Origin of the sequence: Streptomyces sp. NPDC006197 (genome assembly GCF_040613865.1) — a bacterium.
Classification (GTDB): domain Bacteria; phylum Actinomycetota; class Actinomycetes; order Streptomycetales; family Streptomycetaceae; genus Streptomyces.
In genome coordinates, this window is the sequence record NZ_JBEXSZ010000028.1 from 26,606 (window position 1) to 52,129 (window position 25,524).

Genomic DNA, 25,524 nt, shown 5'->3' on the forward strand with positions numbered 1-25,524 from the left:
CGTATGGAACGGGCAAAGTAAGGGATTGACCCTCTGTCGGCTGATAGTGTGGGCCACTGGTCGGGATTCCCGACTGCTCGTCACACGTCATCCCCGACAGGGGACCGGCCGGAGGAGGTGGGACTGCGATGGACCGAAGTCGGTCGGGCAGTACCAGCCGCTCTTCCGCCGCTCCGCACTCCTAGCCCGGTGCGCTCCCTCCGGTGACGTCCGGGTCCGGCACGGACCCGCCCCTCCGGCATCTCGCTCGACGGAAGAGCATCTTTCGCTTCCCCTGTCTGTAGCGACCGCCGTCTCCGCGCCCCTTCGGTGCCGCCCGCTTTGTGGACGACGTACCTCTCCGTCCCCATTCCGGGCTGTGCCATGCTCCGCGCCGACGGCCGATCCGTGAAGGAGCACGCCCATGTCGATGATCCGTGACCTCACCGCCGCCGTCCGCCCGGGCTTCCGGCACAGCCTGCGCAAGACCCCCACCACGTACACCTCGTACGACCCCACCCGTGACCCCTCGGCCTCCAGCGCCGTGGTCGACTGCGCCGTCTACCGCGACGGGCGCCGGATCGACGACCGGGCGTGCCTGACGCCGCGCGGCGCGATGCGCCAGGTGCGGGAGAGCGGCGGCTTCGCGTGGATCGGACTGCACGAGCCGACCGAGGCCGAATTCGCCGGTATCGCGGCCGAGTTCGGGCTGCACCCGCTCGCCGTCGAGGACGCCGTCCACGCCCACCAGCGGCCCAAGCTGGAGCGGTACGACGACACCCTCTTCACCGTCTTCAAGACCATCCACTACGTCGAGCACGCCGCACTCACCGCGACCAGCGAGGTCGTGGAGACCGGCGAGGTGATGGTCTTCACCGGCCCCGACTTCGTCATCACCGTCCGGCACGGCGGCCAGGGCTCGCTGCGCAACCTCCGCCACCGCCTCCAGGGCGAGCCGGAGCTCCTCGCCAAGGGCCCCTCGGCCGTCCTGCACGCCATCGCCGACCACGTCGTCGACGGCTACATCGCGGTCGCCGACGCCGTCGAGCTGGACATCGACCAGCTGGAGATCGACGTCTTCTCGCCGGCCGCGAAGGGCTCCACGCGCGGGGCGGACACCGGCCGGATCTACCAGCTCAAGCGCGAGGTGCTGGAGTTCAAGCGGGCCGTCACGCCGCTGCTCCGCCCGATGCAGCTGCTCTCCGAGCGGCCGATGCGGCTGGTCGACCCCGACATCCAGAAGTACTTCCGGGACGTCGCCGACCACCTCGCCCGCGTCCAGGAGCAGGTCGTCGGCTTCGACGAGCTCCTCAACTCGATCCTCCAGGCCAACCTGGCGCAGGCGACCGTCGCGCAGAACGAGGACATGCGCAAGATCACCTCGTGGGCGGCGATCGTCGCCGTCCCCACGGCGGTCTGCGGCGTGTACGGCATGAACTTCGCGTACATGCCGGAGCTGCAGTGGAAGTACGGCTACCCGATGGTGCTCGTCGGCATCGCCGCCATCTGCTTCACCATCCACCGCACCCTCAAGCGCAACGGCTGGCTGTAGATAGGCTTCGGCCATGACCGACACGCTGCTCACCGGCGCCCTCGTCGAGGAGGCCACCAAGAAGTCCGGCCTCATCTGGGTACGGGGCGCCGGCCCCGCCCGCGCGCTCTGGCACGTCTGGCACGACGGCGCCGCGCACGTCGTCGGCGACGGCCCCGGCGAGCAGCCGCTGCCGGGCCTGGTGGACGGCGGTACGGCCGAGGTGACCGTCCGCAGCAAGGACAAGGGCGGCCGACTCGTCGCCTGGACCGCCGCCGTCCGCGAGATCACCCCCGGCACGGAGGAGTGGGACGCGGCGGTCGCCGAACTGAAGGGGAAGCGGCTCAACGCCCCCGACGGCGAGGCCATGCCCGAGCGCTGGGCGCGCGAGTGCCGCGTGGTGCGGCTCGACCCGCGGTCCTCGACCACGGAGCTGCCGGACGGCTCCCTGGCCGCCGTGCCGCTCCCGACGGCGGCGAACACCCGCCGCCCGGTCCCGGCGGGTCTGCCGAAGCTGCTGTTCCGCAGGAAGCGCTAAGTACGGGGCAGCTGCTTGCCGTAGTCGAGGGTCTCCTCCTTCGACGGGGCGGTGAGCGGGAAGTCCTTGTTCCACTCGGAGAGCACCACGACGCCCGCTCCCCCGCCCCGCGCGAACTGCACGGGGTACGGCTCGCCGTCCAGGGACACGTCGAGCGTGCCGCCCTCGCCGTCGGCCCCGCCCTTGACCTTGACCGTGCGGATCCCGCCGATCTGGTCCCGGTCTCCCTTGACCTTCTCGCCGTGCAGGCCGATCAGCCCGTCGAGGAGCGGCCCCATGTCGGTGAAGCCGCGCAGCTGCTTGTACGAGGGGTCGCCCTGGGGGACCTTCACGTACTTGTCGTCGAGCGTGTCGGCGGCCTCGGAGTCCGCCTCGGAGGGCGTGTCGCCCTCCTTGCCGTCGTGGGCCCAGAACCCGGCGTCGGCCTTCAGATAGAGCGCGTCGCCGACCCTCAGCAGCTCGAAGGTGCTGTTCTTCGTCGTCACCGAGCCGGTGGCGCCGTCCTGCTTGAGGCGCATGTTCAGCTTGAAGGTGCCGCCCTTGCTGACCAGGGTGCCGGACAGCCGTACCGCCTTCGCCGCGTCCGCCGCGGTCTGCGCCTTGCTCTCGATCTCGGGTGCGGAGAGTCTCCCCACCCCGTTCGTCCCCTCGTCCGGGTCGGCGGCGCAGGCCGTGAGTCCCACCGTCAGTCCGGCGCAGAGCGCCAGGGGCGTGACGGCCCTGCGGATACGCGATGACGGGGTGCGAACGGTCATCTGCGCTGCCTCTCGTGTCGTGTGGGGGGGACGGGCGCGGCCCGTACGGGGTGCCGGGGGCGGCCCGCGTTCCCGACCGGGCGGAAGGGCCGGGTCCGGTGTCGGGGCCGATGGGGGGAACGGCAGACCGCAGCGTACCCGGGACGGGTGAGGGGCCCCGCAGGCAGCCGTACGGAGTCGCTGCCGGGGCGGGGCGGAACGTCACGGGCTAGCCTGAACCCGGCAAAGCTCTGCAATCCCCGGCAAAGCTCTGCGACGGCTCGAATCGTGCGGCATCGAGGAGGCGCGTGGCATGGCGGCAGGCGCCCCCCGGATCTTCGTCTCCCATCTCGCCGGGGTCCCCGTCTTCGACCCGGTCGGCGACCAGGTCGGCCGCGTCAGCGACCTCGTCGCCATGCTCCGCGTCGGCCGCAGGCCGCCCCGGCTGCTCGGCATGGTCGTGGAGGTGCTGAGCCGCCGCCGGGTCTTCGTCCCCATGACCCGGATCACCGGCGTCGCCTCCGGCCAGGTCATCACGACCGGCGTCGTCAACATGCGGCGCTTCGAGCAGCGGCCCACCGAGCGGCTCGTCCTCGGCGAGCTCCTCGACCGGCGCGTGACGCTGGTGGAGTCGGGCGAGGAGGTCACCGTCCTCGACGTCGCCATCCAGCAGCTGCCCGCCCGCCGCGACTGGGAGATCGACAAGGTCTTCGTCCGGCGCGGCAAGGGCGGGGTGCTGAGCCGCAGGGGGGAGACGCTGACCGTCGAGTGGTCGGCCGTCACCGGTTTCTCCCTGGAGGAGCACGGGCAGGGCGCCGAGAGTCTGCTCGCCACCTTCGAGAAGCTGCGCCCCGCCGACCTCGCCAACGCCCTGCACCACCTCTCCCCCAAGCGGCGTGCCGAGGTCGCCGCCGCCCTCGACGACGACCGGCTCGCCGACGTCCTGGAGGAGCTGCCGGAGGACGACCAGATCGAGATCCTCGGCAAGCTGAAGGAGGAGCGCGCCGCCGACGTCCTGGAGGCGATGGACCCGGACGACGCCGCCGACCTGCTGTCCGAGCTGCCCGAGGAGGACCAGGAGCGGCTGCTCACCCTGATGCGGCCGGACGACGCGGCCGACGTGCGCCGGCTGCTCGCGTACGAGGAGCGCACGGCGGGCGGTCTGATGACGACCGAGCCGATCGTGCTGCGCCCGGACGCGACCGTCGCGGACGCGCTGGCCCGGGTCCGTCAGCAGGACCTGTCCCCGGCGCTCGCGGCGCAGGTGTACGTGTGCCGGCCGCCGGACGAGACGCCGACCGGGAAGTACCTGGGCACGGTGCACTTCCAGCGGCTCCTGCGCGATCCGCCGTTCACGCTGGTCGGTTCGCTCGTGGACAGCGACCTGGCGCCGCTGGGTCCGGACACCCCGCTGCCGGCCGTGACCAGCTACCTCGCCGCGTACAACATGGTCGCCGCGCCCGTGGTGGACGAGAGCGGCTCGCTGCTCGGCGCGGTCACCGTCGACGACGTGCTCGACCACCTGCTGCCGGACGACTGGCGGGAGACCGAGTTCCACGAGGAGGGGGCCGGACATGGCGGCTGAGCGCGAGCGGGACCGGGAGCGCGAGCGGGAGCGGGAGCGGGCCGTGCCCCGCATCCGGCTCGACCTGCCGCGCGAGCGGCGGTCCCGGCTGCTGCCGGAGTACGACCCCGAGGCCTTCGGGCGCCTCTCGGAACGGATCGCGCGCTTCCTGGGCACGGGCAGGTTCCTGGTCTGGATGACCCTGACGGTCGTCGTCTGGATCGGGTGGAACGTCTTCGCGCCGTCGTCGCTGAGGTTCGACGAGTACCCCTTCATCTTCCTGACGCTCGCGCTGTCCCTGCAGGCCTCGTACGCGGCGCCGCTGATCCTGCTCGCCCAGAACCGGCAGGACGACCGGGACCGGGTCAATCTCGAACAGGACCGGAAGCAGAACGAGCGGTCGATCGCGGACACCGAGTACCTGACCCGGGAGATCGCGGCGCTGCGGATGGGCCTCGGCGAGGTCGCGACCCGCGACTGGATCCGCTCGGAGCTCCAGGACCTGCTCAAGGAGCTGGAGGAGCGCCGGGATCTATTCCCGTCCGGCGAGGACCGCGGAAGTGACGTACCCGACCGTTGACAGCCCTTTCACCGGCCCGTGGTCGGCGCCGTACCATCGTCGGTATGGCTACGGAAGACGCGGTGCTCGCAGCACTGGCGACGGTGAACGACCCTGAGATCAACAAGCCGATCACTGAGCTCGGCATGGTCAAGTCGGTGGAGATCGAACCGGACGGCAGGGTCGCCGTCACGGTGTACCTGACGGTTTCCGGCTGTCCGATGCGCGACACCATCACGCAGCGCGTGACCGAGGCCGTCTCCCGGGTCGAGGGCGTCACCGCCGTCGACGTCTCGCTGGACGTGATGAGCGACGAGCAGCGCAAGGAGCTGGCGGCGGCACTGCGCGGCACGGGCGCCGAGCGCGAGGTCCCCTTCGCGAAGCCGGGCTCGCTGACCCGGGTGTACGCGGTGGCCTCCGGCAAGGGCGGCGTCGGCAAGTCCTCCGTGACCGTGAACCTGGCCGCGGCGATGGCCGCCGACGGCCTGAAGGTCGGTGTCGTGGACGCCGACATCTACGGCCACAGCGTGCCGCGGATGCTGGGCGCGGACGGCCGTCCGACCCAGGTCGAGAACATGATCATGCCGCCGTCGGCGAACGGCGTGAAGGTCATCTCCATCGGCATGTTCACCCCGGGCAACGCGCCGGTGGTGTGGCGCGGCCCGATGCTGCACCGCGCGCTCCAGCAGTTCCTCGCGGACGTGTACTGGGGCGATCTGGACGTCCTCCTGCTCGACCTGCCGCCGGGCACCGGCGACATCGCGATCTCGGTCGCGCAGCTCGTCCCGAACGCGGAGATCCTCGTGGTCACCACCCCGCAGCAGGCGGCGGCCGAGGTCGCCGAGCGGGCCGGCTCGATCGCCGTCCAGACCCACCAGAAGATCGTCGGCGTCGTCGAGAACATGGCGGGCCTGCCGTGTCCTCACTGCGACGAGATGGTCGACGTGTTCGGCACGGGCGGTGGCCAGAAGGTCGCGGACGGCCTGACGCAGACCACGGGCGCGACGGTCCCGGTCCTCGGCTCGATCCCGATCGACGTACGGCTCCGCGAGGGCGGCGACGACGGCAAGCCGGTCGTCCTCTCCGACCCCGACTCCCCGGCGGGCGCGGCCCTCCGCGCGATCGCCGGCAAGCTCGGCGGCCGCCAGCGCGGCCTCTCGGGCATGAGCCTGGGCATCACGCCGCGCAACAAGTTCTGAGACGTGACGGAGGGCGCCCCCGGTGGGGGCGCCCTCCGTCACGTCCAGGCGCCGTACGCGCCCGGGTTCGTCACGTCCAGGCGCCGTAAGCGCCCGGGTTCGTCATGTTCAGGCGCCGTACGCGCCCAGGTCCTTCACCTGTGAGAAGCCGAGCCCGTACGCGCTCATCCCCCGCCCGTACGCCCCGATGTGCACCTCTCCCGTGGATCCGGCAAGGACCCAGCCGAACTCGGACTCCCGGTAGTGGAACGGCACCGGCACCCCGTCCACGGGCAGCGACAGGGTCGTCCAGTCCGGACCGTCGAGGTCGTCGGCCAGCTCGAAGGCCGTCTCCGTCTGCTGGTCCAGCCAGTGGTCCCGCAGCGCGTGGTCGAGGGAGGCGGGCCAGGTGTGGGCGAGGAGCCCGGAGCCGGCCAGCCAGGCGGCGGAGGAGACGGTGGTGGCGTCGAGGACGCCGGTGCCGTCTCCGGTGCGGCGCACGGGGTTCGCGGCGACCGTCACGACGACGGCGAAGCGCTCCTTCTCCGCGCTGCCGGCCTCGGACCTTATCGACGGCTCGTCACCGTGGCCCATCGAGCCGTGCTGGACGGTGCCGTCCGCCGCCGTGCCGACCTGCATCAGCCGGCGCGGGCCGGTGAACGCCTCGTCCAGCCCGTACCAGGCGAAGGGTGCGCGCAGAAAGCCATCGGCTTCCACCCGACTCGTCGTCTTCATCTCGGCCGCCTCCTCGTTCCGTCAACAGAGGGAGGATAGCCACCGAGGAGGAGTGGTTCGGTGACAGGCCGTCGTCAGGTGGCGTCGGAGTCGTACGGAGGGCGCTCCTCGGTGTCCGTCTTGTCCTGCTTCTTCAGCAGGTCCGGGGAGCCGTTGACCGCGGCGGGCGCGGGCGCCGACTCGCGGCCGTGGACGGCGTCGGCGACCTCGTTCATCTCCTTCTTGAGGTCGAAGGTGCCGCGCAGCTCCTTGAGCTCCTTGAGGTCCTCGTTGCTCTCCAGCTGCTTGCGGAGGAACGTCTTGGGGTTGAGGTCCTCGAACTCGAAGTCCTTGAACTCCGGGCCCAGCTCGCTGCGGATGTCCTGCTTCGCGCTGTCGGAGAACTCGCGGACCTTCCGGATGAAGCGCGAGACGTCCTGGATCACCTTCGGGAGCTTGTCCGGCCCGAAGACGAGCACGGCGAGGACCACGAGCGTCACCAGCTCGAGTGCGCCTATGTCGCTGAACACCTAGTAGCTCCTTCACGCCGGTCCAGGGCCCGGTCCACGGTACCCGCCCAAACTGTCGGACGGGTACCTCGCGGTGTCCGCCACACGGCGCTCAGGTGCCCTGCGAGGACCCGAGCGTCAACGTCTTTGTCAGCTCTTTGCCGTCCCGGCTCAGGGTGAGCTCCAGCCTGTCGCCGGGGCGGTGGGCGCGGATCTTCACGATGAGCTCCTCGCCGCTGTGCACGCGCTGGCCGTCGACCTTGGTGATGACGTCCCCCGGCCGGAGCCCCGCCTTGGCGGCCGGGCCGCCGGCGGTGACGGAGGCGGAGCCGTCCTTGCCCTTCTCGCCGACCCGGGCGCCGTCGCCCTGGAACTGCATGTCGAGGCTCACACCGATGACGGGGTGGGTGGCCTTGCCGGTGTTGATGAGCTCCTCGGCGACGCGCTTGCCCTGGTTGACCGGTATGGCGAAGCCGAGGCCGATGGAGCCGGGCTGGCTCGCGCCGCCGTCCTCTCCGTCGCCGGAGCCGCCGCCGGCGGCGCGGATCGCGCTGTTGATGCCGATGACCCGCGCCTTGGAGTCGAGCAGCGGGCCGCCGGAGTTGCCGGGGTTGATGGGGGCGTCGGTCTGGAGCGCGTCGACGTAGCTGATGTCGCTGCCGTCGCCCTTCTCGCCGCCGGCGGTGATCGGCCGCTCCTTGGCGCTGATGATGCCGGAGGTGACGGTGTTGGAGAGGTCGAAGGGGGCGCCGATGGCGACGACGGGGTCGCCGACGCGGACGTTGTCGGAGTTGCCGAGCGGCAGCGGCTTGAGGCCGGAGACGCCGGTGACCTGGACGACGGCCAGGTCGTAGCCGGTGTCCTTGCCGATGAGCTTGGCGCGGGCCGTCTCGCCGCTGGAGAAGGTCACCGAGATGTCCTCGGAGGACGCGGCCCCGTCGACGACGTGGTTGTTGGTGAGGATGTGGCCCTTGGTGTCCAGGACGAATCCGGTGCCGGTGCCGGAGGAGCCGTTGCCCCGGACGTGCAGGGTGACCACGCCGGGCAGGGCGCTGGCGGCGATCCCGGCGACGCTGTCGGGGGCGCGGCCGGTGTCCCCGGCCTCGGCCTGCGGCAGCTCGACGGTGGTGAGTCCGCCGTTCCGCTCGACGTACGCGCCGATCCCGCCGCCGATGACGCCGGTGACCAGGGCGAAGGCGAGCGCGGCCGCGATCGCGAGCCCCTTCCGGGACTTCTTCGGGGGCAGCGGCGGGGCGCCGGTCCCGGGGGCGCTCCAGGGGTCGTACTGCACCCAGGGCGCGGCCGCGCCCTGCGGCTGGGGGTGCGGGTGGGCGTGCGCCGGTGGCTGGGGATGGGGCTGCGGGTGGGGCTGCGCCTGCGGCGGTACGGCGGCGGGCGGGCGCTGCACGGGCGGCGCGGGCGCCCACGGTCCCGGCTCGCCGTAGGGCGGCGTGCGGTACTCGTCGGGCGTGTGCAGGGGCTGCCGCGCCTGCGGCGCGGGGGCGTGGGCCTCGGAGGCCTGGGCCGCGGCGGGCACGGGGGCCGCCACGGGGGCCGGCTCTGCCGGGGGTACGGCGGCGGGCCCGGCCGCGGGCTCCGGCGCGGTCTTCGTCGGCTCGACGGCGGGCTCGGGGGCGGTCTTCGTCAGCTCGACCGCCGGCGCGGGCGCGGCCTCCGGGGCCGGGGTCTCCCCCGGCTGCCCGGAACCGGCCGCCACGGGCTGCGCCGCGGGCGGTTCGGGTGCCCGGGGCCCGGAGGCCGGCGCCGGGTCCGTCAGGTCGGCCGGCTCCTGCCCGGGGGAGGGCTGGGGCGCGGGCAGGGGGAAGTCACCGTCGCCCTCGTCGGCCGGGGGCGGCGTGGGTATCCGCGCCGCCTCCGGTGTGCTCGAAGGCCGGCTCCACCAGTTCGGCTTCCCGTTGTTCATGCTCTCCCCGCAACAGCTGACCCGTCCGCGCCCTGGGTCGGGCGCCCCTGCCCCTGGATTCAACCAGGTCGCGGGTCAGCGGTGGGAGCCGAGCGGTCCGGTCGACGGGCTCGCCATCGGGCTGGGCCCGGGGGCGAAGGCCAGCTGGAGGGCCGGAGCCGTCGGCCGCACGAACGGCGAGAGGGCGAGGAGCGACTGCGGGACCGTGCTCTGGGCCACGGCCACGACCGGTCCTTGGGGGACCGTCCCCTGGGCCACCGCCACGACCATCGGCCCCGGTGGGACCTCGGCCCGGGCCACCGCGGCACGCGGCTCGGCGTCGCCGACGGACGAGTCGCCCGGTCGCTCGCCGGAGCGCGTGCCGCGCCCGAGGCCGATCCCGGTGCTCGTGCCGCCGGTCCCGGTGCTCGTGCCGCCGGTCCCGGTGCTCGTGCCGCCGGTGGCGGTGGTGCGCAGTGGGGTGACGGCGCCGCCGGTGGCGGTGGCGCGCAGCGGGGTGACGGCGCTGCCGGTGCCCTGGCCGCCGCGTGCGCTCGCGCTCACCGAGGCTTCGAGGGGCAGGGTGCCGCCGAGGGCGATCGCGGCGAACGAGACGGCGCTGGCCGCCGCGAAGGCGAAGCGCCGGCCCCGTCCGGAGGTCCCGGAGGGCCGGTGGCCGACGGCGTGGATGCGGAAGCCCGCGCCGGGGGTGCCGGGGTGCGGGGTGACGACGGCGGTGGCGAAGCCGTCCGACTTCACTCCGCCCGTGCCGAGGAGCTCTTCGAGGGGGCCGCGCGGTCCGCCGGGCCCTCCCGGCTCGCCGGGTCCCCCGGGGAGCCCCTGGAGGCGGGCGAGGAAGCCCTCCGAGGGCGGCGGAGGGGCCGCCGAGGCGAAGACGCTCTTCAGCGTGCGCTGGGCGTCGGCCTCGGCCTTGCAGCGGGCGCAGGTCGCCAGGTGGGCGAGGACCCGCTCGCGGGCGTCGTGGCCGAGCTCGCCGTCGACGAGCGCGGCCAGCCGGTCCCCGAGGTGGTGCTCCGCGGGGGTCGGCGACGTGGGACGTGTGCCGCTCACGCTGTCGCTGCCTCCCATCCGACGGAGGCGAGCGCACGCTCCGCCCGGGCCTCGGGCGAGCGGTGCTTGAGCGCCTTGCGCAGGTGGGAGCGGCCGCGGTGGATGCGGCTGCGGACGGTGCCGAGCTTCACGCCGAGGGTCGCGGCGATCTCCTCGTACGACAGTCCCTCGATGTCGCAGAGGACGACGGCCGCGCGGAACTCGGGCGCGAGGGTGTCGAGGGCCTGCTGCACGTCGGCGTCGAAGTGCGTGTCGTTGAACACCTGCTGCGGAGAGGGCTCGCGGCTGGGCAGCCGCTCGGCCGCGTCGTCGGCGAGCGCGTCGAAACGGATGCGCTGCTTGCGGCGGACCATGTCGAGGAAGAGGTTGGTGGTGATGCGGTGCAGCCAGCCCTCGAAGGTGCCCGGGGTGTACGTCGACAGCGAGCGGAAGACGCGGACGAAGACCTCCTGGGTCAGGTCCTCGGCGTCGTGCTGGTTGCCCGTCAGGCGGTAGGCGAGGCGGTAGACCCGGCCGCTGTGGGTGCTGACGATCTCCTCCCAGGTGGGAGGGGTCCACGCCTGCGATTCCGCATCCGATGCGAAGGTCGCGGTGGTGGGAGCGGAGTCGGTGGTGCGGAAACGGTCAGCGGTGTCGGTCACGGATTTCGGCTCACCCGCCGACCTGAGAAGACGCCGAAGCACTCCTCCCCGATCCACAAGCGCAGCCGCACCTCCCCTGTCGGCTCTGGTGGTGTCCAGTGGAGCCCCTACCATAGCCACCTCGCCCGTTAGCTCCGGATAAGAATCTTTACGCGAATTTGGGGCCGGCTCGCCCGGCTCCCTCGTCGCGTCCTTACCCCTGGTGAACGCACGGTCCCATCTGCGGGTTCCCGCTGACAGCGGATACAGTCACCGTTGCGTCAACTACGGGGACAGGAGAGGGCCATTACCGCCAACCGGCAGACGAGCTGGTCGTTCGCCGACGCCTTCGTCGCCGAGGACGAAGCTCTGCGCTGGGCCCGGGAGCGGGCCCGGGAGGCAGGGCTGCCCTCGGTGTCGCCGGGCACCGGTGGGGCGCTGCGCCTGCTCGCCGCGACGGCGGACGCCAAGGCGGTGGCGGAGATCGGCACCGGCACGGGCGTGTCCGGGATCTACCTGCTGCTCGGGATGCGGCCGGACGGCGTCCTGACGACGGTGGACCTCCAGCCGGAGCGTCAGCAGCTCGCCAAGACGGCGTTCCGGGCGGCCGGCTTCGCGGGCAACCGGGCCCGTTTCATCCCCGGCCGCGCCCTGGACGTGCTGCCCCGGCTCGCGGACGGCGGATACGACCTCGTGTTCTGCGACGGCGACCGGCTCGAGTACCTGGACTACCTCGCTGAATCGTTGCGCCTGCTGCGACCGGGGGGTCTGGTCTGCTTCGAGGGGGTCTTCGCCGACGGCCGCACGGTCGATTCGGGGGCCCAGCCGGCGGAGGTCCAGCGGATCCGCGAGCTGCTGCGCGCGGTGCGGGAGAGCCAGGAGTTCGTCCCCTCCCTGCTGCCGGTGGGCGACGGCCTGCTCTGCGCGGTACGACGCGGCTGACCGTTCGTCCGGCCCTGACCGCTCGCCCCACGGGGGCGCGCCGCCGCCGGAGACGCCGCTGCCCCGGCACGGCGGACCGTACCGGGGCAGCGCTCAGGAATCGTGGAGAAGAGGGTCAGCCGACGACCTTCTTGAGGGCGTCGCCCAGCGCCTCGGCCTCGTCCGGGGTCAGCTCGACGACAAGCCGACCGCCGCCTTCGAGCGGAACGCGCATGACGATGCCCCGCCCCTCCTTGGTCACCTCGAGCGGGCCATCACCCGTCCGCGGCTTCATGGCCGCCATGCTTGTTCCCCTTCCTGAAACCAGCTCATCGTCAGCCGGGCAGCTCCTTGATGTGGAGCACGCGTCACCGGCTTCGAACACATTGCTTCCAGGTCATTATCCCGCATGGCAGGACCCGATGACCAACATCGCTTGGCATCGCTTGCGCAACGCGCTCTCTCAAAACCCCACATTTCGGGGATCGGCCTGCGATACTTCGCCGCTCGATGTCGGAGCGGCTCCTTCCCGTCTTTGACGCACCTCACATGGGCGGCACGGGTGATCTCCGCCATGCTGGGCTGGTCAACCACGCAATGAGGCGAAGGGATCCCGATGGCCGACACGGTGCTGTACGAGGTGAGCGACGGGCTCGCCACCATCACGATCAACCGGCCCGAGGCCATGAACGCGATGAACGTGGCGGCCAAGGTCGCCCTCCGGGACGCCGCGGAGACGGCCGCGGCCGACCCCGCCGTTCGGGCGGTGCTGCTCACGGCGGCCGGCGACCGGGCGTTCTGCGTGGGCCAGGACCTGAAGGAGCACGTCGGGCTGCTCACGGCCGACCAGGAGTCCGGCACGAGCGAGACCATGAACACGGTCCGTGACCACTACAACCCGATCGTGCGCGCGCTCACCGGCATGCGCAAGCCGGTCGTCGCGGGCGTGAACGGCGTCGCCGCCGGGGCGGGCTTCGGCTTCGCGCTCGCGGCCGACTACCGGGTGGTCGCGGACACGGCCTCCTTCAACACCTCCTTCGCGGGCGTGGCCCTCACCGCCGACTCGGGCGTGTCGTGGACGCTGCCCCGGCTGATCGGCGCGAGCCGGGCCTCCGACCTGCTGCTCTTCCCGCGCTCGATCAGCGCCCAGGAGGCGTACGAGCTGGGCATCGTGAACCGGCTGGTCCCGACCGCCGACCTGGCCGCCGAGGCGGAGAAGGTGGCCCGCACCCTCGCGCAGGGCCCGACGGTGGCGTACGCGGCCCTGAAGGAGTCCCTCGCCTTCGGCGCCGACCACTCCCTCACCGAGGCCCTCGGCAAGGAGGAGGAGCTCCAGACCCTGGCGGGCGCCTCGGAGGACCACACGATCGCGGTCCGCGCCTTCATCGCCAAGGAGAAGCCGAAGTACCTGGGCCGCTGAGTCCGGACGGAACCCGTCGGTAACGACTGGTGGGCGGGTCTATAGGATCCGCTCACCATTCGTACGCACATACCTGGGGGGTTCCGTGCGTCCTTCTCCTTCCGCGCGCCTTCTTCGCGGCGCGCTCACGGCGGGCCTGTCCCTCGGCCTGTCCGCCACCGCCCTGTCCTCGCCGGCGGCCGCCGAGGACGGCTGGGAACGCTGTCCCGACAACGCCGTGTGCGGCTTCAGCCAGCCGCTGTACCAGGGCGACATGATCGTGATCCGGAAGCCGATGGCGTCCCTCGGCTCCTGGGACAACCGCATCCGGTCGTTCATCAGCCACCTGCCGGGTTACGACGCCGTCTGCTTCTACCCGAAGCCCGGCCTCGACCCGGACGGCTCGATCCACTTCTACAACTCGGAGTCCTTCGACGAGAGCGCCTACCCGCAGCTCGACCGGGCGGTCAGCTCCGTCGACATCGGCCCGGACGCGGACGACTTCTGCGGCACCGAGAGCCGTCTGCCGTTCCTGTATGACAACCCGCGTCCGCGTCCCGCCACGCTCCCCGCGACCGGCGCGTTCGGCGACCTGAACCACGACGGGTACGCCGACGTCGTCGCGCGGAACCTGATCGGCCAGCTGTGGACGTCCCACGCCTACACCAGCCCCGGCCGGAACCTGTTCGTCGGCGGCGGCTGGGACGTCATGACCAAGCTGACCCGGCACGGCGACTACGACGGCGACCGCAACGAGGACGTCCTCGCCCGCGACAAGGCCGGTGCCCTGTGGCTCTACCCCGGCAACGGCCAAGGCTGGTTCAAGCCCCGCGTCAAGATCGGCGGCGGCTGGAACACCATGCGGGACCTTGCCGCGGCCGGTGACCTCACCGGTGACGGCAAGGCGGACCTGCTCGCCTCCGACAGCGACGGCGTCCTGTGGACGTACCCCGGCAACGGGCGCGGCTGGTTCGGCGCCCGCAAGAAGGTCGGCGGCGGCTGGAAGGCGATCAACGAGCTCGTCGGCGCCGGCGACATGAACTCCGACAAGAAGGCCGACCTGGTCGCCCGCGACACGGCGGGCAAGCTCTGGCTCTACCCGGGCAACGGCCGGGGTTGGTTCACCACGCGCAAGCTCATCGGCACCGGCGGCTGGAACAGCCATGCCGAGCTGGCCGGCCTCGGCGACGTCACCGGTGACGGCCGCCCCGACCTGGTGGCGCACGCCCCCGGCAGGGAGTCCTACGAGGGCCGGGTCCGGCTCCGCGTCTACCCCGGCACCGCCGACGGGCACCTCCTCGCGCCCCGGGACCTCGGCGATCTCCGGTCCACCAGCTTCGCCTTCTGACCTCTTCCCTCTTCGTGAACGGATTCCGATTCATGATCCGCAGCAACCGGGGCCGCCGCGCCCTGGCCGCCGCCGTGACCACGGCGGCCTCCCTGGCGACGCTGATGACCGCCGCCCCGCCCGCCGCGGCGGGCTCGGAACGCTGTCCTTCGGGCCGGCTGTGCGTCTTCCAGTACCGCGAGTACCAGGGCGAGATGAAGATCATCACGTCCAGCCAGGCCACCCTGGGCACCTGGGACAACACGATCTCGTCGGTGGTCAACAACTCCGGTCTGTACGCCGTCCTCTGGAGCGACCCCCGGTACACCGGCGGCGATTCCCTGCACGTGGACCCGCACAACGGCCCCATCAGCTTCGACGGCTCCGTCATGGGCCAGCTCGACAACAAGATCAGCTCCATCCGCGTGGCCACCACCAGCTACGAGGCGACCCAGGGCGTTCCGTGGTTCGACTGGTCGGCCGAGAAGCGTCCGAGCGGCCTGCCGGCCGCCGCGCGGTTCGGGGACCTGAACAACGACGCCCTCCCGGACCTCGTGGAGCGGGCCGACGACGGCCGTCTGTGGTTCCTCAACGGCGTACGGGACGCCAACTGGAACACCAAGGGCACGCTGATCGGCGGTGGCTGGAACGCCATGACGCAGATCGTCCGGCACGGCGACTACAACGGCGACGGCAACGAGGACGTCTTCGCCCGCGACAGGGCCGGCGTGCTCTGGCTCTACCCCGGCAACGGCCGGGGCTGGTTCAAGCCCCGCGTCAAGATCGGCGGCGGCTGGAACACCATGAAGGAGATCAAGGCGGTCGGTGACATCACCGGCGACGGCCGCCGCGACATGGTCGCCCGGGACACCGCCGGTGTCCTGTGGACGTACCCGGGCAACGGCCACGGCTGGTTCGGCGCGCGCAAGAAGGTCGGCGGCGGCTGGAACGCCATGAACCGGCTCGTGGCGCCCGGCGACATGACCGGCGACGGCAAGTCCGACCTGGTCGCCCGGGACGGCTCCCGCGGACTCTGGCTCTACCCGGGCAACGGTAGCGGCACCTTCGGCGCCCGCACCAAGCTGCCGTACGCCTGGCCGTCGAACGAGCCGGTCATGTCCGTCGGCGACGTGACGGGCGACGGCAAGGCCGATCTCATGCGGACGATCAACTTCTGGGACCTGCACGTCTACCCGGGCAACGGCCGCGGTGGCATCGGCGGCCCGCAGTACATCACCATGTACGACCCCGCCGATCGCGTCCACGTCTTCTGACGGGCGCGTGGCCCGGGGCGGCAAGGCACCCCCTACCCGTCGCCCCGGGCCACGCACCCCTTCAGGTGGTCGTCGACCAGACCGCACGCCTGCATCAGGGCGTAGGCCGTGGTGGGGCCGATGAAGCGGAGGCCGCGCTTCTTGAGGGCCTTGGAGAGGGCCGTCGACTCGTCGGTGACCGCCGGGACCTCGGCGAGCGTGCGCGGGGCGGAGCGGGTCGTCCGGTCGGGGGCGTGGGACCAGATCAGCGCGTCGAGTTCGCCCGGGGACCAGTCGGCGAGCAGCTTCGCGTTGGCCAGGGTCGCGTCGACCTTGGCGCGGTTGCGGATGATGCCCTCGTCGGCGAGGAGCCGCTCGCGGTCCGCCTCGCCGAAGGCGGCGACGGAGGCGATCTCGAAGCCGGCGAAGGCGCGCCGGAAGCCCTCGCGGCGGCGCAGGATCGTGATCCACGACAGGCCCGACTGGAAGGCCTCCAGGCAGAGCCGCTCGAAGAGCGCGTCGTCGCCGTGGACCGGGCGCCCCCACTCCTCGTCGTGGTACGCGACGTAGTCCTCGGTCGACAGGCCCCAGGGGCAGCGCAGCAGCCCGTCGGGCCCGGGGATCGCCTCGCCCGTCACTTCTCGCCGCCCTCCGCGCCGGCGTCACCGGCGCCGCCCGCGCCCGCGAGCGCCTCCTCCAGCTCGGCGATCCGGGCGTCGCGCTCGGCGAGTTCGGCGCCGAGGCGCACGAGGACGTCGTCCACGTCGGCCATCCGGTAGCCGCGGGGGGCGACGGGGAGGCGGAGCGCCTCGACGTCGGCGCGGTCCACCGGGCGGGCGACCGGAAGCGGGTCGACGAGCTGCTCGGGCGCCACCTCGGGCAGCACCTCGCTGTCGCCGCCGCCGACCACGGCGAGGGTCACCGCGGCCACGACCACGACCATCGTGATGAGCAGAAACCAGAACACCTGCGCGCCTCTCCCCGGAGTGGAAAACGTCCCGTGCCGATCGTGCCACGTGCCACCGACGGTTAGGGTCACAGGCGAACGGACGCGAGGGAGGACAAAAGGGATGCTGCGCTTGGGACGGCGTGAATTCGGGCCGCACGAGCCGGTGATCATGGCGATCGTGAACCGGACCCCGGACTCCTTCTACGACCAGGGCGCGACCTTCCGGGACGAGCCCGCGCTCGCCCGGGTCGAGCAGGCCGTGGCGGAGGGGGCGGCGATCATCGACATCGGCGGGGTGAAGGCGGGCCCCGGCGAGGAGGTGACGGCCGAGGAGGAGGCGCGGCGCACGGTCGGCTTCGTCGCCGAGGTCCGCAGGCGCCACCCCGACGTGGTGATCAGCGTCGACACCTGGCGGGCGGACGTCGGCGAGGCGGTCTGCGAGGCCGGGGCGGACGTCCTCAACGACGCGTGGGGCGGGGTCGACCCGCGGCTCGCGGAGGTCGCCGCGAAGTACGGGGCGGGGCTCGTCTGCACGCACGCGGGCGGCGCGGAACCGCGGACCCGGCCGCACCGGGTGGAGTACGAGGACGTGATGGCCGACATCTTGCGGGTCACGGTGGGCCTCGCGGAGCGCGCGGCCTCGCTCGGCGTGCGGCGGGACGGGATCATGATCGACCCCGGTCACGACTTCGGGAAGAACACCCGGCACAGCCTGGAGGCGACGCGGCGGCTCGGGGAGATGGCGGCGACGGGGTGGCCGGTGCTGGTGTCCCTGTCCAACAAGGACTTCGTGGGTGAGACGCTCGACCGGCCGGTCAAGGAGCGGGTCCTCGGGACGCTGGCGACGACGGCGGTCTCGGCGTGGCTCGGCGCCCAGGTGTACCGGGTGCACGAGGTCGCGGAGACGCGGCAGGTACTGGACATGGTGGCGTCCATCGCCGGTCACCGTCCGCCGGCGGTCGCCCGGCGCGGGCTGGCGTAGACCTGCTCCTGAGGCCCGGTGGTCGGTTGTGCCCACCCGTTCCGCCCTGCGGAACGCCTGCCCACAACCGACCGGCGCCGGTCGGCCTACCGGCCGACCTCCTTCGTCACCAGGGCCACCGCCTCCTCCACGTCGTCCGTGACGTGGAAGAGGAGGAGGTCGTGCTCCGAGGCCTTGCCGCCGGCGACGACCGAGTCGCGCAGCCAGTCGACGAGGCCCTTCCAGTACTCCGTGCCGAAGAGCACGATCGGGAAGCGGGTGACCTTCCGGGTCTGGACCAGGGTCAGCGCCTCGAAGAGCTCGTCGAGGGTGCCGAGGCCGCCGGGCAGGACGACGAAGCCTTGCGCATACTTCACAAACATAGTTTTTCGGACAAAGAAGTAGCGGAAGTTCACACCGATGTCGACGTGCGGGTTGAGCCCCTGCTCGAAGGGGAGCTCGATGCCGAGGCCCACCGAGACGCCCCTGGCCTCCCTGGCCCCCTTGTTGGCCGCCTCCATGGCGCCCGGCCCGCCGCCCGTGATGACGGCGAACCCCGCTTCGACGAGCGCCCGGCCGATCCGCACGCCCGCCTCGTACTCCGGCGAGTCCGGCCTCGTACGGGCCGAGCCGAAGACGCTGATCGCGCTCGGCAGTTCGGCGAGGGCGCCGAAGCCCTCGACGAACTCGGACTGGATGCGCATGACCCGCCAGGGGTCGGTGTGCACCCACTCCGAGTCGCCCTCGGTGTCGAGCAGCCGCTGGTCCGTGGTGCCCGGCTGGACCTGGTCCCTGCGCCTGAGCACCGGCCCGAGCCGCTGCTCCTCCGGCTTCGTCTCCCCTTCAGGGATACCCATGGCCTGCTCCCTCCGTCGAACCGACGATCTTCTGGTCCGGCCAGCGTAGAACCACTGAGGTGACGAAATGCGAAATTACGGGAGACGGGTGGTCAGCCAGTCGCGGAGCCGGGCCTCGCAGTGGTGGATCCGGTCGACGGGGACGTGCTCGTCCCGCTTGTGCGCGTAGATGGGGTCGCCGGGGCCGTAGTTCACGGCGGGCACGCCGAGGGCGCTGAAACGGGCCACGTCGGTCCAGCCGAACTTGGGCTGCGCGCTGCCGCCGACGGCCTTCATGAAGGCCTCGGCCGCGGGGTGGGAGAGGCCGGGCAGGGCGCCGGGGCTCTCGTCGTCGACGACGAACTCGGCGATGTCGCAGCCGTCGAAGAACTCGCGGACGTACGCCAGGGCCTCGGCCGGGGAGCGGTCGGGGGCGTACCGGTAGTTGACGGTGACGGCGCAGGCGTCGGGGATGACGTTGGTGGCGACGCCGCCCTCGATCCGGACGGCGTTGAGGCCCTCGTGGTACTGGAGGCCGTCGATGACCGGCTTGCGCGGCTCGTAGGCGGCGAGGCGGGCGAGGATCGGGGCGGCGGTGTGGATGGCGTTGGAGCCCATCCAGGAGCGCGCGGAGTGGGCGCGCTCACCGGCGGTGTGCAGGATGACGCGCAGGGTGCCCTGGCAGCCGCCCTCGACCTGGCCGTCGGAAGGCTCCAGGAGTACGGCGAAGTCGCCTTCCAGCCAGGAAGGGTGCGCGGCGGCGACCTTCCCGAGGCCGTTGAGGTCGGCGGCGACCTCCTCGTTGTCGTAGAAGACGAAGGTGAGGTCGCGGTTGGGCTCGGGGACGGTGGCGGCGATGCGGAGCTGGACCGCGACCCCGGACTTCATGTCGGAGGTGCCGCAGCCCCACAGGATGCCGTCCTCGTCGAGCCGCGAGGGCACGTTGTCGGCGATCGGCACGGTGTCGATGTGGCCGGCGAGGACGACGCGCTCGTCGCGGCCGAGGTTCGTCCGGGCGACGACGTTGTTGCCGTACCGGTCGACGGTGAGGTGCGGCAGGAGGCGCAGGGCCCCCTCGATCGCGTCGGCGAGCGGCTTCTCGGTCCCGCTGACGGAGGGGAAGTCGACGAGGGCGGCGGTGAGCGCCGCCCCGTCCAGGGAGAGGTCGAGGAGGGCGTCGGGCGGGGTGATGTCAGCCATGTGCCGACCCTAACGCGGCCTCCAGTACGGTGGGCCCCGTGTCCGAGCCCACCCGCCCCCGCCGTCGCGGCCGCCGCGCCCGTTCCGCGGCCGCCTTCGCCGTGCTCCTCGGCCTCTCCGCGTACGTGGCCGTCCACCAGATGACGGGGAGCACGGGGGCGCCCCGGTGCAGTGTGGGCAGTGGGGACAACCGCTACGAGTTCACTCCGGAGCAGGCGTCCAACGCGGCGATGATCGCCGCGGTGGGCACCACCCGGGGGCTGCCGGAGCGGGCCGTGACGATCGCGCTCGCGACCGCGCTGCAGGAGTCCGCGCTGCGGAACATCGAGCACGGCGACCGGGACTCGCTGGGGCTCTTCCAGCAGCGGCCCTCGCAGGGCTGGGGGACGCCGGCGCAGATCATGGACCCGGTGTACTCGGCGGGGAAGTTCTACGAGGGCCTGGAGAAGGTCCCGGGGTACTCGCGGCTGCCGCTGACGGTGGCGGCGCAGAAGGTGCAGCGGAGCGGTTTCCCGCAGGCGTACGCGAAGCACGAGCCGGACGCCGCGCTGCTGTCGGCGGCGCTCACGGGCCGGTCGCCGGCGGCGCTGACCTGTACGGCGAGCGCGGCGAAGGGGCGGCCGGGCGATCCGGAGCAGGTGCGCCGGGAGCTGGTGCGGTCGTTCGGCGAGAAGGCGGCGCCGAAGGCGGTGACGGGCGGCCCGAGCGCGGGCCGCTCGGCCTCGGAGCCGCCGGTGCTCGTGGTGCCGGTCCGGGGGGCGACGGGCGCGGGGAGCGCGCCGGGGACCGGCTCGGACGAGCGGGGCGGCTGGGAGCTGGCGCAGTGGGCGGTGGCGAGGGCGGACGCGCTGCGCATCACGGAGGTCTCGTTCGGCGACCGCGTCTGGCGCGCGGGCGAGGCGGCCGGCGGCTGGTCGAAGTCCTCACCGCCCGGAACCGGCACGTCGGTCCGCATGCGACTGGCGCAGTAGCCACGGGGCGGCACCCCTCCCGTCCGCGTACGGCTGCCGCGAGACCCGCCGGGGCGGCGCCCTGCCCGACCACGACTGCCCCACCGGCCACCACAACGGCACCCGCACGCACGCGGGCTCACACGGAAACCGCCGCGGCACCCCTCCCGTCCGCGTACGGCTGACGTGAGGGTCGGCCGTGCGCGACGGGGCGGTCGGCGGTGGCGGTGCCGCCGCACCCGACTCGTGCGGGAGCCGCGTGCCGGCCGGAGCGGCGGGTCCGTTGCGTACGGCCCGCTCGGTGGCCGCCGAGGCGGCTTTCCGGGCGCGGCCGGGGCGGCGCACGCGGCCGCTCACGTGACGCGCCGGAGGCGGTCGGTCCTGCCGTACGCGGTTCGGTCGTGCCGCGCACCCGTGCGGGAGGTCACCCGGTCGTGGCATGGGCCGGGGGCGGGACGGAAGGAATTCGCGGGGGTTTCGCGGCGCCTTTCCCAGGCGTCACCCCTCCCCCTCAGTCCCCTTGGCGCACAAGGGAAGTGACGGTTCGGCAGGGCCCCCGCAATGACACGTTCGTCCGTTTTCCTCCCCACCCGACAATACGACGCATTGCCAACTCTTTACCTTCGGCCGCCGCAACCTCCCCCGCCCCAGGGCCGGTTGTCACCGCGTAATCGTCCTCTTCGTCGAAGGAGCACCATGTCCCTCTCCCTGACCCGCCGGATCGCCCGCGCCGCCCTCATCGTCGCGGCCGGAGCAGCCCCCGTGGTCGGTGCGGCCGGCTCCGCGAGCGCCCTGGACTCCGGCCTCGCGCCGACCGGAGCCCTCGGCGGCGTGACCGCCCTGGACGCCGCCGGGGCGGGCAGCGCCGTCGACAGCGCCTCGCAGGCCACGACCGGCGTGGTCGGCGAGACCGGCAGCAAGGCCGTCGGCACCGCCGTCCCGGCCGCGGGCAAGACCCTCGGCACGGCCGGCAAGACCGCCACCCCCGCCGCCCAGGAGGTCGTCGGCAAGACGGCCGGCAGCACGGGCGAGGTCGTCGGCCAGACCGCCGGCGCCGCCGCCGAGAGCGCCGAGGGCCCCACCGGCGGCGCCCTGGGCGGTGGCCTCGGCGGCCTGCCGACCGGCCAGACCCTCGGCGGCCTGCCGATCGGCTGACCCGCGCCAGGACGCACAAAGGGCCCGGGGAGCACCTGCTCCCCGGGCCCTCCGGCGCTTGCTCAGCCCAGGCGCTTGACCGCGGCCTCGACCCGCTCGTCCGTCGCCGTGAACGCCACCCGCACGAACCGCTCCCCGGCCTCGCCGTAGAAGTCGCCGGGCGCCACCAGGATGCCCTTCTCCGCCAGGTACGCCACCGTCTCCCAGCACGGCTCGTCCCGGGTCGCCCACAGGTACAGGCTCGCCTCGCTGTGCTCGATCCGGAAGCCGTGCGCCTCCAGGGCGCCCCTGAGGGCCGCGCGGCGGGCCGCGTACCGCTCCCGCTGCTCGGCCACGTGCGCGTCGTCGCCGAGCGCCGCGACCGTCGCCGCCTGCACCGGGGCGGCGGTCATCATGCCGCCGTGCTTGCGGATCTGGAGCAGCTCGCCCAGGACGGCCGCGTCGCCCGCGATGAACGCGGCCCGGTAGCCCGCCAGGTTGGAGCGCTTGGACAGCGAGTGGACCGCGACGATCCCCTCGTACGAACCGCCGCAGACGTCCGGGTGCAGGACCGAGACCGGGTCGGCCTCCCAGCCCAGCTCCAGGTAGCACTCGTCGGAGAAGACGAGGATCCCGTGCTCGCGCGCCCAGGCCACGATCCGGATCAGCTCGTCCTTGGCGAGGACCTTGCCGGTCGGGTTGGACGGGGAGTTGAGCCAGAGCAGCTTGACCGCGGCCGGGTCGAGGTCGGCGACCGGGTCGTCGTAGACGACGGGCGTCGCGCCGCAGAGCCGCGCCCCCACCTCGTACGTCGGGTACGCGAGGCGCGGGTAGGCGACCGCGTCCCCCGCGCCGAGCCCCAGCTGCGTCGGCAGCCAGGCCACCAGTTCCTTGGAGCCGACCACCGGGAGCACGTTCTCGTGGGCGAAGTCCACGGCGCCCAGGCGCCGCTCGCACCAGCCGGTGAGCGCGTCGCGCAGTTCCTTCGTGCCCCACACCGTGGGATAGCCCGGCGAGTCCGCAGCCGCGACCAGGGCCTCCTGGATCAGCGCGGGGACCGGGTCCACGGGCGTGCCGACGGACAGGTCCACGATTCCGTCCGGGTGGGTCAGGGCCGTCTTCTTGTACGGCTCCAGCTTGTCCCAGGGGAAGACGGGAAGGCGCGAAGAGACTGCGCTCACGGGTTGGCTCACTTCCTCGTACGTACGCGATACGCGTCGGTCCCGTACAGCGCAGACGCCGTACGGGACCGAGAGCAGATTGATCAGCCGTTCTGCGGCGGCAGGGCGGCGATGAAGGGGTGGTCGCGCTCGATCTCGCCGAGCTTGGAGGCACCACCGGGCGAACCGAGCTCGTCGAAGAACTCGACGTTCGCCTTGTAGTAGTCCTTCCACTCCTCCGGGGTGTCGTCCTCGTAGAAGATCGCCTCGACCGGGCAGACCGGCTCACAGGCCCCGCAGTCGACGCATTCGTCCGGGTGGATGTACAAGGACCGCTTGCCCTCGTAGATGCAGTCGACGGGGCACTCCTCGATGCACGCCTTGTCCTTGACGTCGACACAAGGCTGCGCGATGACGTAGGTCACGCTGTCGTTCCTCCTCGATAGGGCTGGTCTGCGCGGGAGCGCGGCGTCGTCGATGCCCGCACCTAGTATCTCCGTTCTTGGGGGCGATCCGAACAGGAGGGGCGGAGAAGCTGTGGAAATCACCGGAGGAGGGCGTCTCGAAGTGCGCATTACCAGCGCTGACGTGGGAAAACGTGTCTCCGTTCGGTACGTGACGGACGTGGCGGAACCGGGTGAGAAATTCACCGACGCGGTTGGGGTTCTCACATCATGGGACACCGGTGTGCTGCTGATCACACGAAAGAGCGGCGAGAGCGTCCGGATCCCGGAATCCGGTCTCGTCGCGGGAAAGGTCGTCCCGGCCGCCCCGGCCCGCCGCCGCGGCCCCTCCGCCACCTTCGCGGAGCTCGCCCGCGCCACCGCGCGCGCGTGGCAGCCCGTCGAGAGCGAGCCCCTCGGCGAGTGGACCCTGCGGGCTTCGTTCTACGAGGTGCCGCCCGAAGGGCGTCCTGGAGGGGCGGTGGTCGGGCGACGGGTGGGCTTCACCCGGCGCGCCAATTCGGTCCTCGCGCTCGGTGATCCGGGGCTGCCGGTCGCCGAGGCCCTGACGCACGCGCGCGCGTGGTACGCGGCCCGGAAGCTTCCCGCGTACGTCCAGGCCGCCACCGGAGCCGAGGGCACCCAGGAGCTGCTGTGCGCCGCCCTCGACCGGCACGGCTGGCGGCGCGAGGTCTCCGCCGAGGTGCGGATCGGGGCGCTGGCCCCGATCGGCGACCTGGACGCCGACGTCTCCGCCGTACGCCTCTCCCGGACGGTCGACGAGCCCTGGCTGCGCCGCTACCAGCGCTTCGAGGAGGCGAGCCCGGCCGTCCGGTCCGTCCTCTCGTCCGGCCCGAGCGTGTGGTTCGCGTCCGTCGCGGGCACGGAAGGGGTACCGGCGGCGATCGGACGCTGTGTGGTCGACGGCCGCTGGGCCGGCTTCATGGCGGTCGAGGTCGACCCCGGCCAGCGCCGCCGGGGCCTGGCGACGTCGGTCATGACGGCGCTCGCCCGGCAGGCGCTCGACGAGGGCGCGTCGGCGGCCTGGCTCCAGGTGGAGACGGACAACGACGCCGCGCGGGCGCTGTACGACGGGATGGGCTTCGCGCCCCACCACCACTACCACCACTACCGATGGGTCGAGGCGTGACGGAGGACGTACCACCACCGGACGGACCGGCGGGCGCGTCCGAGGAGCCGGACCGGGACGACTGGCGGCGGGAGTTCGCCGAGGAGGCCCGCGCCGAGCGGCCCGACCTCGCCCGGCTCTGCCTGCTGATCGGGGCGGTGGCCGATCCCTCCGTCACCCGGCGCGTCCTCGACGAGGCCGAGATCGAACTCGACCGGCTCGCCGGGCTCGTCCCGTACGCGACCCGGCTCACCGGCGACTGGGCCGCCGAACTCGCCGCGCTCCTCGGCCGCCACGAGGGCTTCGAGGGCGTGCCGGCCGACTACCAGCGCCTGGAGTCCTCGCTGCTGCACGAGGTGCTCCGGCGCCGCCGGGGCCTGCCCATCCTGCTCTCCGTCGTCTGGATGGAGGTCGCCCGCCGGGCCGGTGCCCCCGTGTACGGGCTGGGGCTGCCCGGCCACTTCGTCGTCGGCTTCGGCGACCCGGCCGATCTGCACCTCGCCGACCCGTTCGCGGGCGGCCGGGCGATGACGGGCGCGGACGCCGAGCTCCTGGTGGCGAGCGCGACGGGCGAGGCGCTCGACCGCTCGATGCTCCGCCCCGCCGAGCCCGGCGCGATCGTCCTGCGGATCCTCAACAACATCCGTGCCTGGGCGGCCCCCCGCCCCGAGCGCTCCGACGTGGCCCTGTGGGCCGTGGAACTGGCCCTGCTGCTCCCCTCCCACCCGGCGAGGCTCCGCTACGAACGCGCCGAGCTGCTCGTCCGGCGCGGGGAGTTCCTCACGGGGGCGGCGGAGATGGAGGCGTACGCCCAGGTGATGGACGCGGTGGACCCGGAGTCCGCGACGACGATCCGCCGCCGGGCCCAGGCGGCGCGGGCGCTGCTCAACTGAGGCCTGCCCCACGGGTCGTGCGGCTCCGTGGCCACGTTGCGTACCCACTAGTATCCCTTCCGCGTTCAC

27 protein-coding genes are annotated in these 25,524 nt (G+C 72.7%); 14 read left to right on the forward strand and 13 right to left on the reverse strand.

Translation table 11 applies throughout. The features are described from left to right. Positions 1 to 403 precede the first annotated feature (403 nt). A complete protein-coding gene (locus ABZ318_RS11910; protein WP_356902329.1) occupies positions 404 to 1,531 on the forward strand; it encodes a magnesium and cobalt transport protein CorA in 1,128 nt (375 codons plus the stop codon). A 13-nt stretch (positions 1,532 to 1,544) separates the two neighbouring features. Continuing rightward, complete coding sequence (locus tag ABZ318_RS11915; RefSeq protein ID WP_356902330.1) at positions 1,545 to 2,048, forward strand: hypothetical protein; 504 nt, start codon at positions 1,545 to 1,547, stop codon at positions 2,046 to 2,048. Here the strand turns inward: ABZ318_RS11915 and ABZ318_RS11920 are convergent. Further along, entirely contained in the window at positions 2,045 to 2,803 is a 759-nt protein-coding gene (locus ABZ318_RS11920; protein ID WP_356902331.1) for a hypothetical protein, read from the reverse strand. The genes ABZ318_RS11915 and ABZ318_RS11920 overlap by 4 nt on opposite strands. Positions 2,804 to 3,095: 292 nt before the next feature. Between ABZ318_RS11920 and ABZ318_RS11925 the strand changes: the two genes are divergently transcribed. Genes ABZ318_RS11925 through ABZ318_RS11935 form a run of 3 tightly spaced genes read left to right on the forward strand, consistent with a single transcriptional unit; the run spans position 3,096 to position 6,104 of the window. Beyond that, positions 3,096 to 4,367 (forward strand): CBS domain-containing protein, encoded by a 1,272-nt coding sequence (locus ABZ318_RS11925; RefSeq protein WP_356902332.1) that lies wholly within the window; start codon positions 3,096 to 3,098, stop codon positions 4,365 to 4,367. After that, positions 4,357 to 4,926, forward strand: coding sequence for a DUF1003 domain-containing protein (locus tag ABZ318_RS11930; RefSeq protein WP_356902333.1), 570 nt, complete (start codon positions 4,357 to 4,359; stop codon positions 4,924 to 4,926). Before ABZ318_RS11925 ends, ABZ318_RS11930 begins: the two co-directional genes overlap by 11 nt. Positions 4,927 to 4,970: 44 nt before the next feature. Beyond that, positions 4,971 to 6,104 (forward strand): Mrp/NBP35 family ATP-binding protein, encoded by a 1,134-nt coding sequence (locus tag ABZ318_RS11935; protein WP_356902334.1) that lies wholly within the window; start codon positions 4,971 to 4,973, stop codon positions 6,102 to 6,104. 108 nt (positions 6,105 to 6,212) lie between these two features. On the opposite strand, the gene ABZ318_RS11940 is transcribed toward ABZ318_RS11935, so the two are convergent. From ABZ318_RS11940 to sigE, 5 genes are all read right to left on the reverse strand, one after another. After that, positions 6,213 to 6,818 (reverse strand): hypothetical protein, encoded by a 606-nt coding sequence (locus tag ABZ318_RS11940; protein ID WP_356902335.1) that lies wholly within the window; start codon positions 6,816 to 6,818, stop codon positions 6,213 to 6,215. A 74-nt stretch (positions 6,819 to 6,892) separates the two neighbouring features. After that, a complete protein-coding gene (locus tag ABZ318_RS11945; RefSeq protein WP_356902336.1) occupies positions 6,893 to 7,327 on the reverse strand; it encodes a sec-independent translocase in 435 nt (144 codons plus the stop codon). 91 nt (positions 7,328 to 7,418) lie between these two features. Beyond that, a complete protein-coding gene (locus tag ABZ318_RS11950) occupies positions 7,419 to 9,230 on the reverse strand; it encodes a trypsin-like peptidase domain-containing protein (RefSeq protein ID WP_356902337.1) in 1,812 nt (603 codons plus the stop codon). A 75-nt stretch (positions 9,231 to 9,305) separates the two neighbouring features. Next, positions 9,306 to 10,280 (reverse strand): anti-sigma factor, encoded by a 975-nt coding sequence (locus ABZ318_RS11955; RefSeq protein WP_356902338.1) that lies wholly within the window; start codon positions 10,278 to 10,280, stop codon positions 9,306 to 9,308. Then, positions 10,277 to 11,035, reverse strand: coding sequence for an RNA polymerase sigma factor SigE (gene sigE / locus ABZ318_RS11960; protein ID WP_356902339.1), 759 nt, complete (start codon positions 11,033 to 11,035; stop codon positions 10,277 to 10,279). The genes ABZ318_RS11955 and sigE overlap by 4 nt, the downstream gene beginning before the upstream one ends. A 141-nt stretch (positions 11,036 to 11,176) precedes the next feature. On the opposite strand from sigE, the gene ABZ318_RS11965 reads away from it, so the two are divergent. Further along, the gene (locus ABZ318_RS11965; protein WP_356902340.1) at positions 11,177 to 11,842 is read left to right on the forward strand and encodes an O-methyltransferase; all 666 of its coding nucleotides are present in this window, start codon (positions 11,177 to 11,179) and stop codon (positions 11,840 to 11,842) included. Between the two features lie 115 nt (positions 11,843 to 11,957). On the opposite strand, the gene ABZ318_RS11970 is transcribed toward ABZ318_RS11965, so the two are convergent. Beyond that, positions 11,958 to 12,125: a DUF3117 domain-containing protein gene (locus ABZ318_RS11970; RefSeq protein ID WP_009997451.1), complete on the reverse strand. Its 168-nt coding sequence runs from the start codon at positions 12,123 to 12,125 to the stop codon at positions 11,958 to 11,960. A 312-nt stretch (positions 12,126 to 12,437) separates the two neighbouring features. Here ABZ318_RS11970 and ABZ318_RS11975 point away from each other — a divergent pair, with 312 nt between their 5' ends. From ABZ318_RS11975 to ABZ318_RS11985, 3 genes are all read left to right on the forward strand, one after another. Continuing rightward, on the forward strand, positions 12,438 to 13,241 hold the full coding sequence (locus ABZ318_RS11975; protein ID WP_356902341.1) for an enoyl-CoA hydratase-related protein: 804 nt from the start codon (positions 12,438 to 12,440) through the stop codon (positions 13,239 to 13,241). An 85-nt stretch (positions 13,242 to 13,326) separates the two neighbouring features. Then, on the forward strand, positions 13,327 to 14,568 hold the full coding sequence (locus ABZ318_RS11980; RefSeq protein ID WP_356902342.1) for an FG-GAP-like repeat-containing protein: 1,242 nt from the start codon (positions 13,327 to 13,329) through the stop codon (positions 14,566 to 14,568). 32 nt (positions 14,569 to 14,600) lie between these two features. After that, positions 14,601 to 15,821 carry an FG-GAP-like repeat-containing protein gene (locus ABZ318_RS11985; RefSeq protein ID WP_356902343.1) on the forward strand — a complete coding sequence of 407 codons (1,221 nt, stop codon included), beginning with the start codon at positions 14,601 to 14,603 and terminating at the stop codon, positions 15,819 to 15,821. A 32-nt stretch (positions 15,822 to 15,853) separates the two neighbouring features. Here the strand turns inward: ABZ318_RS11985 and ABZ318_RS11990 are convergent, their stop codons facing one another. Both ABZ318_RS11990 and ABZ318_RS11995 read right to left on the reverse strand, forming a co-directional pair. After that, positions 15,854 to 16,438: a DNA-3-methyladenine glycosylase I gene (locus ABZ318_RS11990; RefSeq protein ID WP_356902344.1), complete on the reverse strand. Its 585-nt coding sequence runs from the start codon at positions 16,436 to 16,438 to the stop codon at positions 15,854 to 15,856. Then, on the reverse strand, positions 16,435 to 16,767 hold the full coding sequence (locus ABZ318_RS11995) for a hypothetical protein (protein ID WP_093874221.1): 333 nt from the start codon (positions 16,765 to 16,767) through the stop codon (positions 16,435 to 16,437). The genes ABZ318_RS11990 and ABZ318_RS11995 overlap by 4 nt, the downstream gene beginning before the upstream one ends. A 103-nt stretch (positions 16,768 to 16,870) precedes the next feature. Between ABZ318_RS11995 and folP the strand changes: the two genes are divergently transcribed. Then, the gene (folP, locus tag ABZ318_RS12000; protein ID WP_356902345.1) at positions 16,871 to 17,731 is read left to right on the forward strand and encodes a dihydropteroate synthase; all 861 of its coding nucleotides are present in this window, start codon (positions 16,871 to 16,873) and stop codon (positions 17,729 to 17,731) included. Between the two features lie 86 nt (positions 17,732 to 17,817). Here folP and ABZ318_RS12005 read toward each other — a convergent pair whose 3' ends face one another. Both ABZ318_RS12005 and dapE read right to left on the reverse strand, forming a co-directional pair. Beyond that, positions 17,818 to 18,567, reverse strand: a complete 750-nt coding sequence (locus tag ABZ318_RS12005; protein WP_356902346.1) for a TIGR00730 family Rossman fold protein — start codon at positions 18,565 to 18,567, stop codon at positions 17,818 to 17,820. A gap of 75 nt (positions 18,568 to 18,642) precedes the next feature. After that, on the reverse strand, positions 18,643 to 19,746 hold the full coding sequence (dapE, locus tag ABZ318_RS12010) for a succinyl-diaminopimelate desuccinylase (RefSeq protein WP_356902347.1): 1,104 nt from the start codon (positions 19,744 to 19,746) through the stop codon (positions 18,643 to 18,645). 29 nt (positions 19,747 to 19,775) lie between these two features. Here dapE and ABZ318_RS12015 point away from each other — a divergent pair, with 29 nt between their 5' ends. Next, positions 19,776 to 20,717, forward strand: coding sequence for a hypothetical protein (locus tag ABZ318_RS12015; protein ID WP_356902348.1), 942 nt, complete (start codon positions 19,776 to 19,778; stop codon positions 20,715 to 20,717). A 675-nt stretch (positions 20,718 to 21,392) separates the two neighbouring features. Next, positions 21,393 to 21,851, forward strand: a complete 459-nt coding sequence (locus tag ABZ318_RS12020) for an ATP-binding protein (protein ID WP_356902349.1) — start codon at positions 21,393 to 21,395, stop codon at positions 21,849 to 21,851. A 62-nt stretch (positions 21,852 to 21,913) separates the two neighbouring features. Here ABZ318_RS12020 and dapC read toward each other — a convergent pair whose 3' ends face one another. Beyond that, positions 21,914 to 23,011: a succinyldiaminopimelate transaminase gene (dapC, locus tag ABZ318_RS12025; protein WP_356902350.1), complete on the reverse strand. Its 1,098-nt coding sequence runs from the start codon at positions 23,009 to 23,011 to the stop codon at positions 21,914 to 21,916. A gap of 83 nt (positions 23,012 to 23,094) precedes the next feature. After that, positions 23,095 to 23,415 carry a ferredoxin gene (gene fdxA / locus ABZ318_RS12030; RefSeq protein ID WP_015035968.1) on the reverse strand — a complete coding sequence of 107 codons (321 nt, stop codon included), beginning with the start codon at positions 23,413 to 23,415 and terminating at the stop codon, positions 23,095 to 23,097. 112 nt (positions 23,416 to 23,527) lie between these two features. On the opposite strand from fdxA, the gene ABZ318_RS12035 reads away from it, so the two are divergent. Both ABZ318_RS12035 and ABZ318_RS12040 read left to right on the forward strand, forming a co-directional pair. Continuing rightward, positions 23,528 to 24,583, forward strand: a complete 1,056-nt coding sequence (locus tag ABZ318_RS12035) for a GNAT family N-acetyltransferase (protein WP_356902351.1) — start codon at positions 23,528 to 23,530, stop codon at positions 24,581 to 24,583. Then, positions 24,568 to 25,455 carry a transglutaminase-like domain-containing protein gene (locus tag ABZ318_RS12040; RefSeq protein WP_356902352.1) on the forward strand — a complete coding sequence of 296 codons (888 nt, stop codon included), beginning with the start codon at positions 24,568 to 24,570 and terminating at the stop codon, positions 25,453 to 25,455. Before ABZ318_RS12035 ends, ABZ318_RS12040 begins: the two co-directional genes overlap by 16 nt. The last annotated feature ends 69 nt before the right edge of the window (positions 25,456 to 25,524 follow it).

Excerpts from the sequence above, each read along its gene's own strand:
- ABZ318_RS11910 (WP_356902329.1), top strand. The coding sequence starts at position 404 with ATGTCGATGATCCGTGACCTCACCGCCGCCGTCCGCCCGGGCTTCCGG.
- ABZ318_RS11915 (WP_356902330.1), top strand. The coding sequence starts at position 1,545 with ATGACCGACACGCTGCTCACCGGCGCCCTCGTCGAGGAGGCCACCAAG.
- ABZ318_RS11920 (WP_356902331.1), bottom strand. The coding sequence starts at position 2,803 with ATGACCGTTCGCACCCCGTCATCGCGTATCCGCAGGGCCGTCACGCCC.
- ABZ318_RS11925 (WP_356902332.1), top strand. The coding sequence starts at position 3,096 with ATGGCGGCAGGCGCCCCCCGGATCTTCGTCTCCCATCTCGCCGGGGTC.
- ABZ318_RS11930 (WP_356902333.1), top strand. The coding sequence starts at position 4,357 with ATGGCGGCTGAGCGCGAGCGGGACCGGGAGCGCGAGCGGGAGCGGGAG.
- ABZ318_RS11935 (WP_356902334.1), top strand. The coding sequence starts at position 4,971 with ATGGCTACGGAAGACGCGGTGCTCGCAGCACTGGCGACGGTGAACGAC.
- ABZ318_RS11940 (WP_356902335.1), bottom strand. The coding sequence starts at position 6,818 with ATGAAGACGACGAGTCGGGTGGAAGCCGATGGCTTTCTGCGCGCACCC.
- ABZ318_RS11950 (WP_356902337.1), bottom strand. The coding sequence starts at position 9,230 with ATGAACAACGGGAAGCCGAACTGGTGGAGCCGGCCTTCGAGCACACCG.
- sigE (WP_356902339.1), bottom strand. The coding sequence starts at position 11,035 with ATGGTAGGGGCTCCACTGGACACCACCAGAGCCGACAGGGGAGGTGCG.
- ABZ318_RS11970 (WP_009997451.1), bottom strand. The coding sequence starts at position 12,125 with ATGGCGGCCATGAAGCCGCGGACGGGTGATGGCCCGCTCGAGGTGACC.
- ABZ318_RS11975 (WP_356902341.1), top strand. The coding sequence starts at position 12,438 with ATGGCCGACACGGTGCTGTACGAGGTGAGCGACGGGCTCGCCACCATC.
- ABZ318_RS11985 (WP_356902343.1), top strand. The coding sequence starts at position 14,601 with ATGATCCGCAGCAACCGGGGCCGCCGCGCCCTGGCCGCCGCCGTGACC.
- folP (WP_356902345.1), top strand. The coding sequence starts at position 16,871 with ATGCTGCGCTTGGGACGGCGTGAATTCGGGCCGCACGAGCCGGTGATC.
- ABZ318_RS12005 (WP_356902346.1), bottom strand. The coding sequence starts at position 18,567 with ATGGGTATCCCTGAAGGGGAGACGAAGCCGGAGGAGCAGCGGCTCGGG.
- dapE (WP_356902347.1), bottom strand. The coding sequence starts at position 19,746 with ATGGCTGACATCACCCCGCCCGACGCCCTCCTCGACCTCTCCCTGGAC.
- ABZ318_RS12020 (WP_356902349.1), top strand. The coding sequence starts at position 21,393 with ATGTCCCTCTCCCTGACCCGCCGGATCGCCCGCGCCGCCCTCATCGTC.
- ABZ318_RS12040 (WP_356902352.1), top strand. The coding sequence starts at position 24,568 with ATGGGTCGAGGCGTGACGGAGGACGTACCACCACCGGACGGACCGGCG.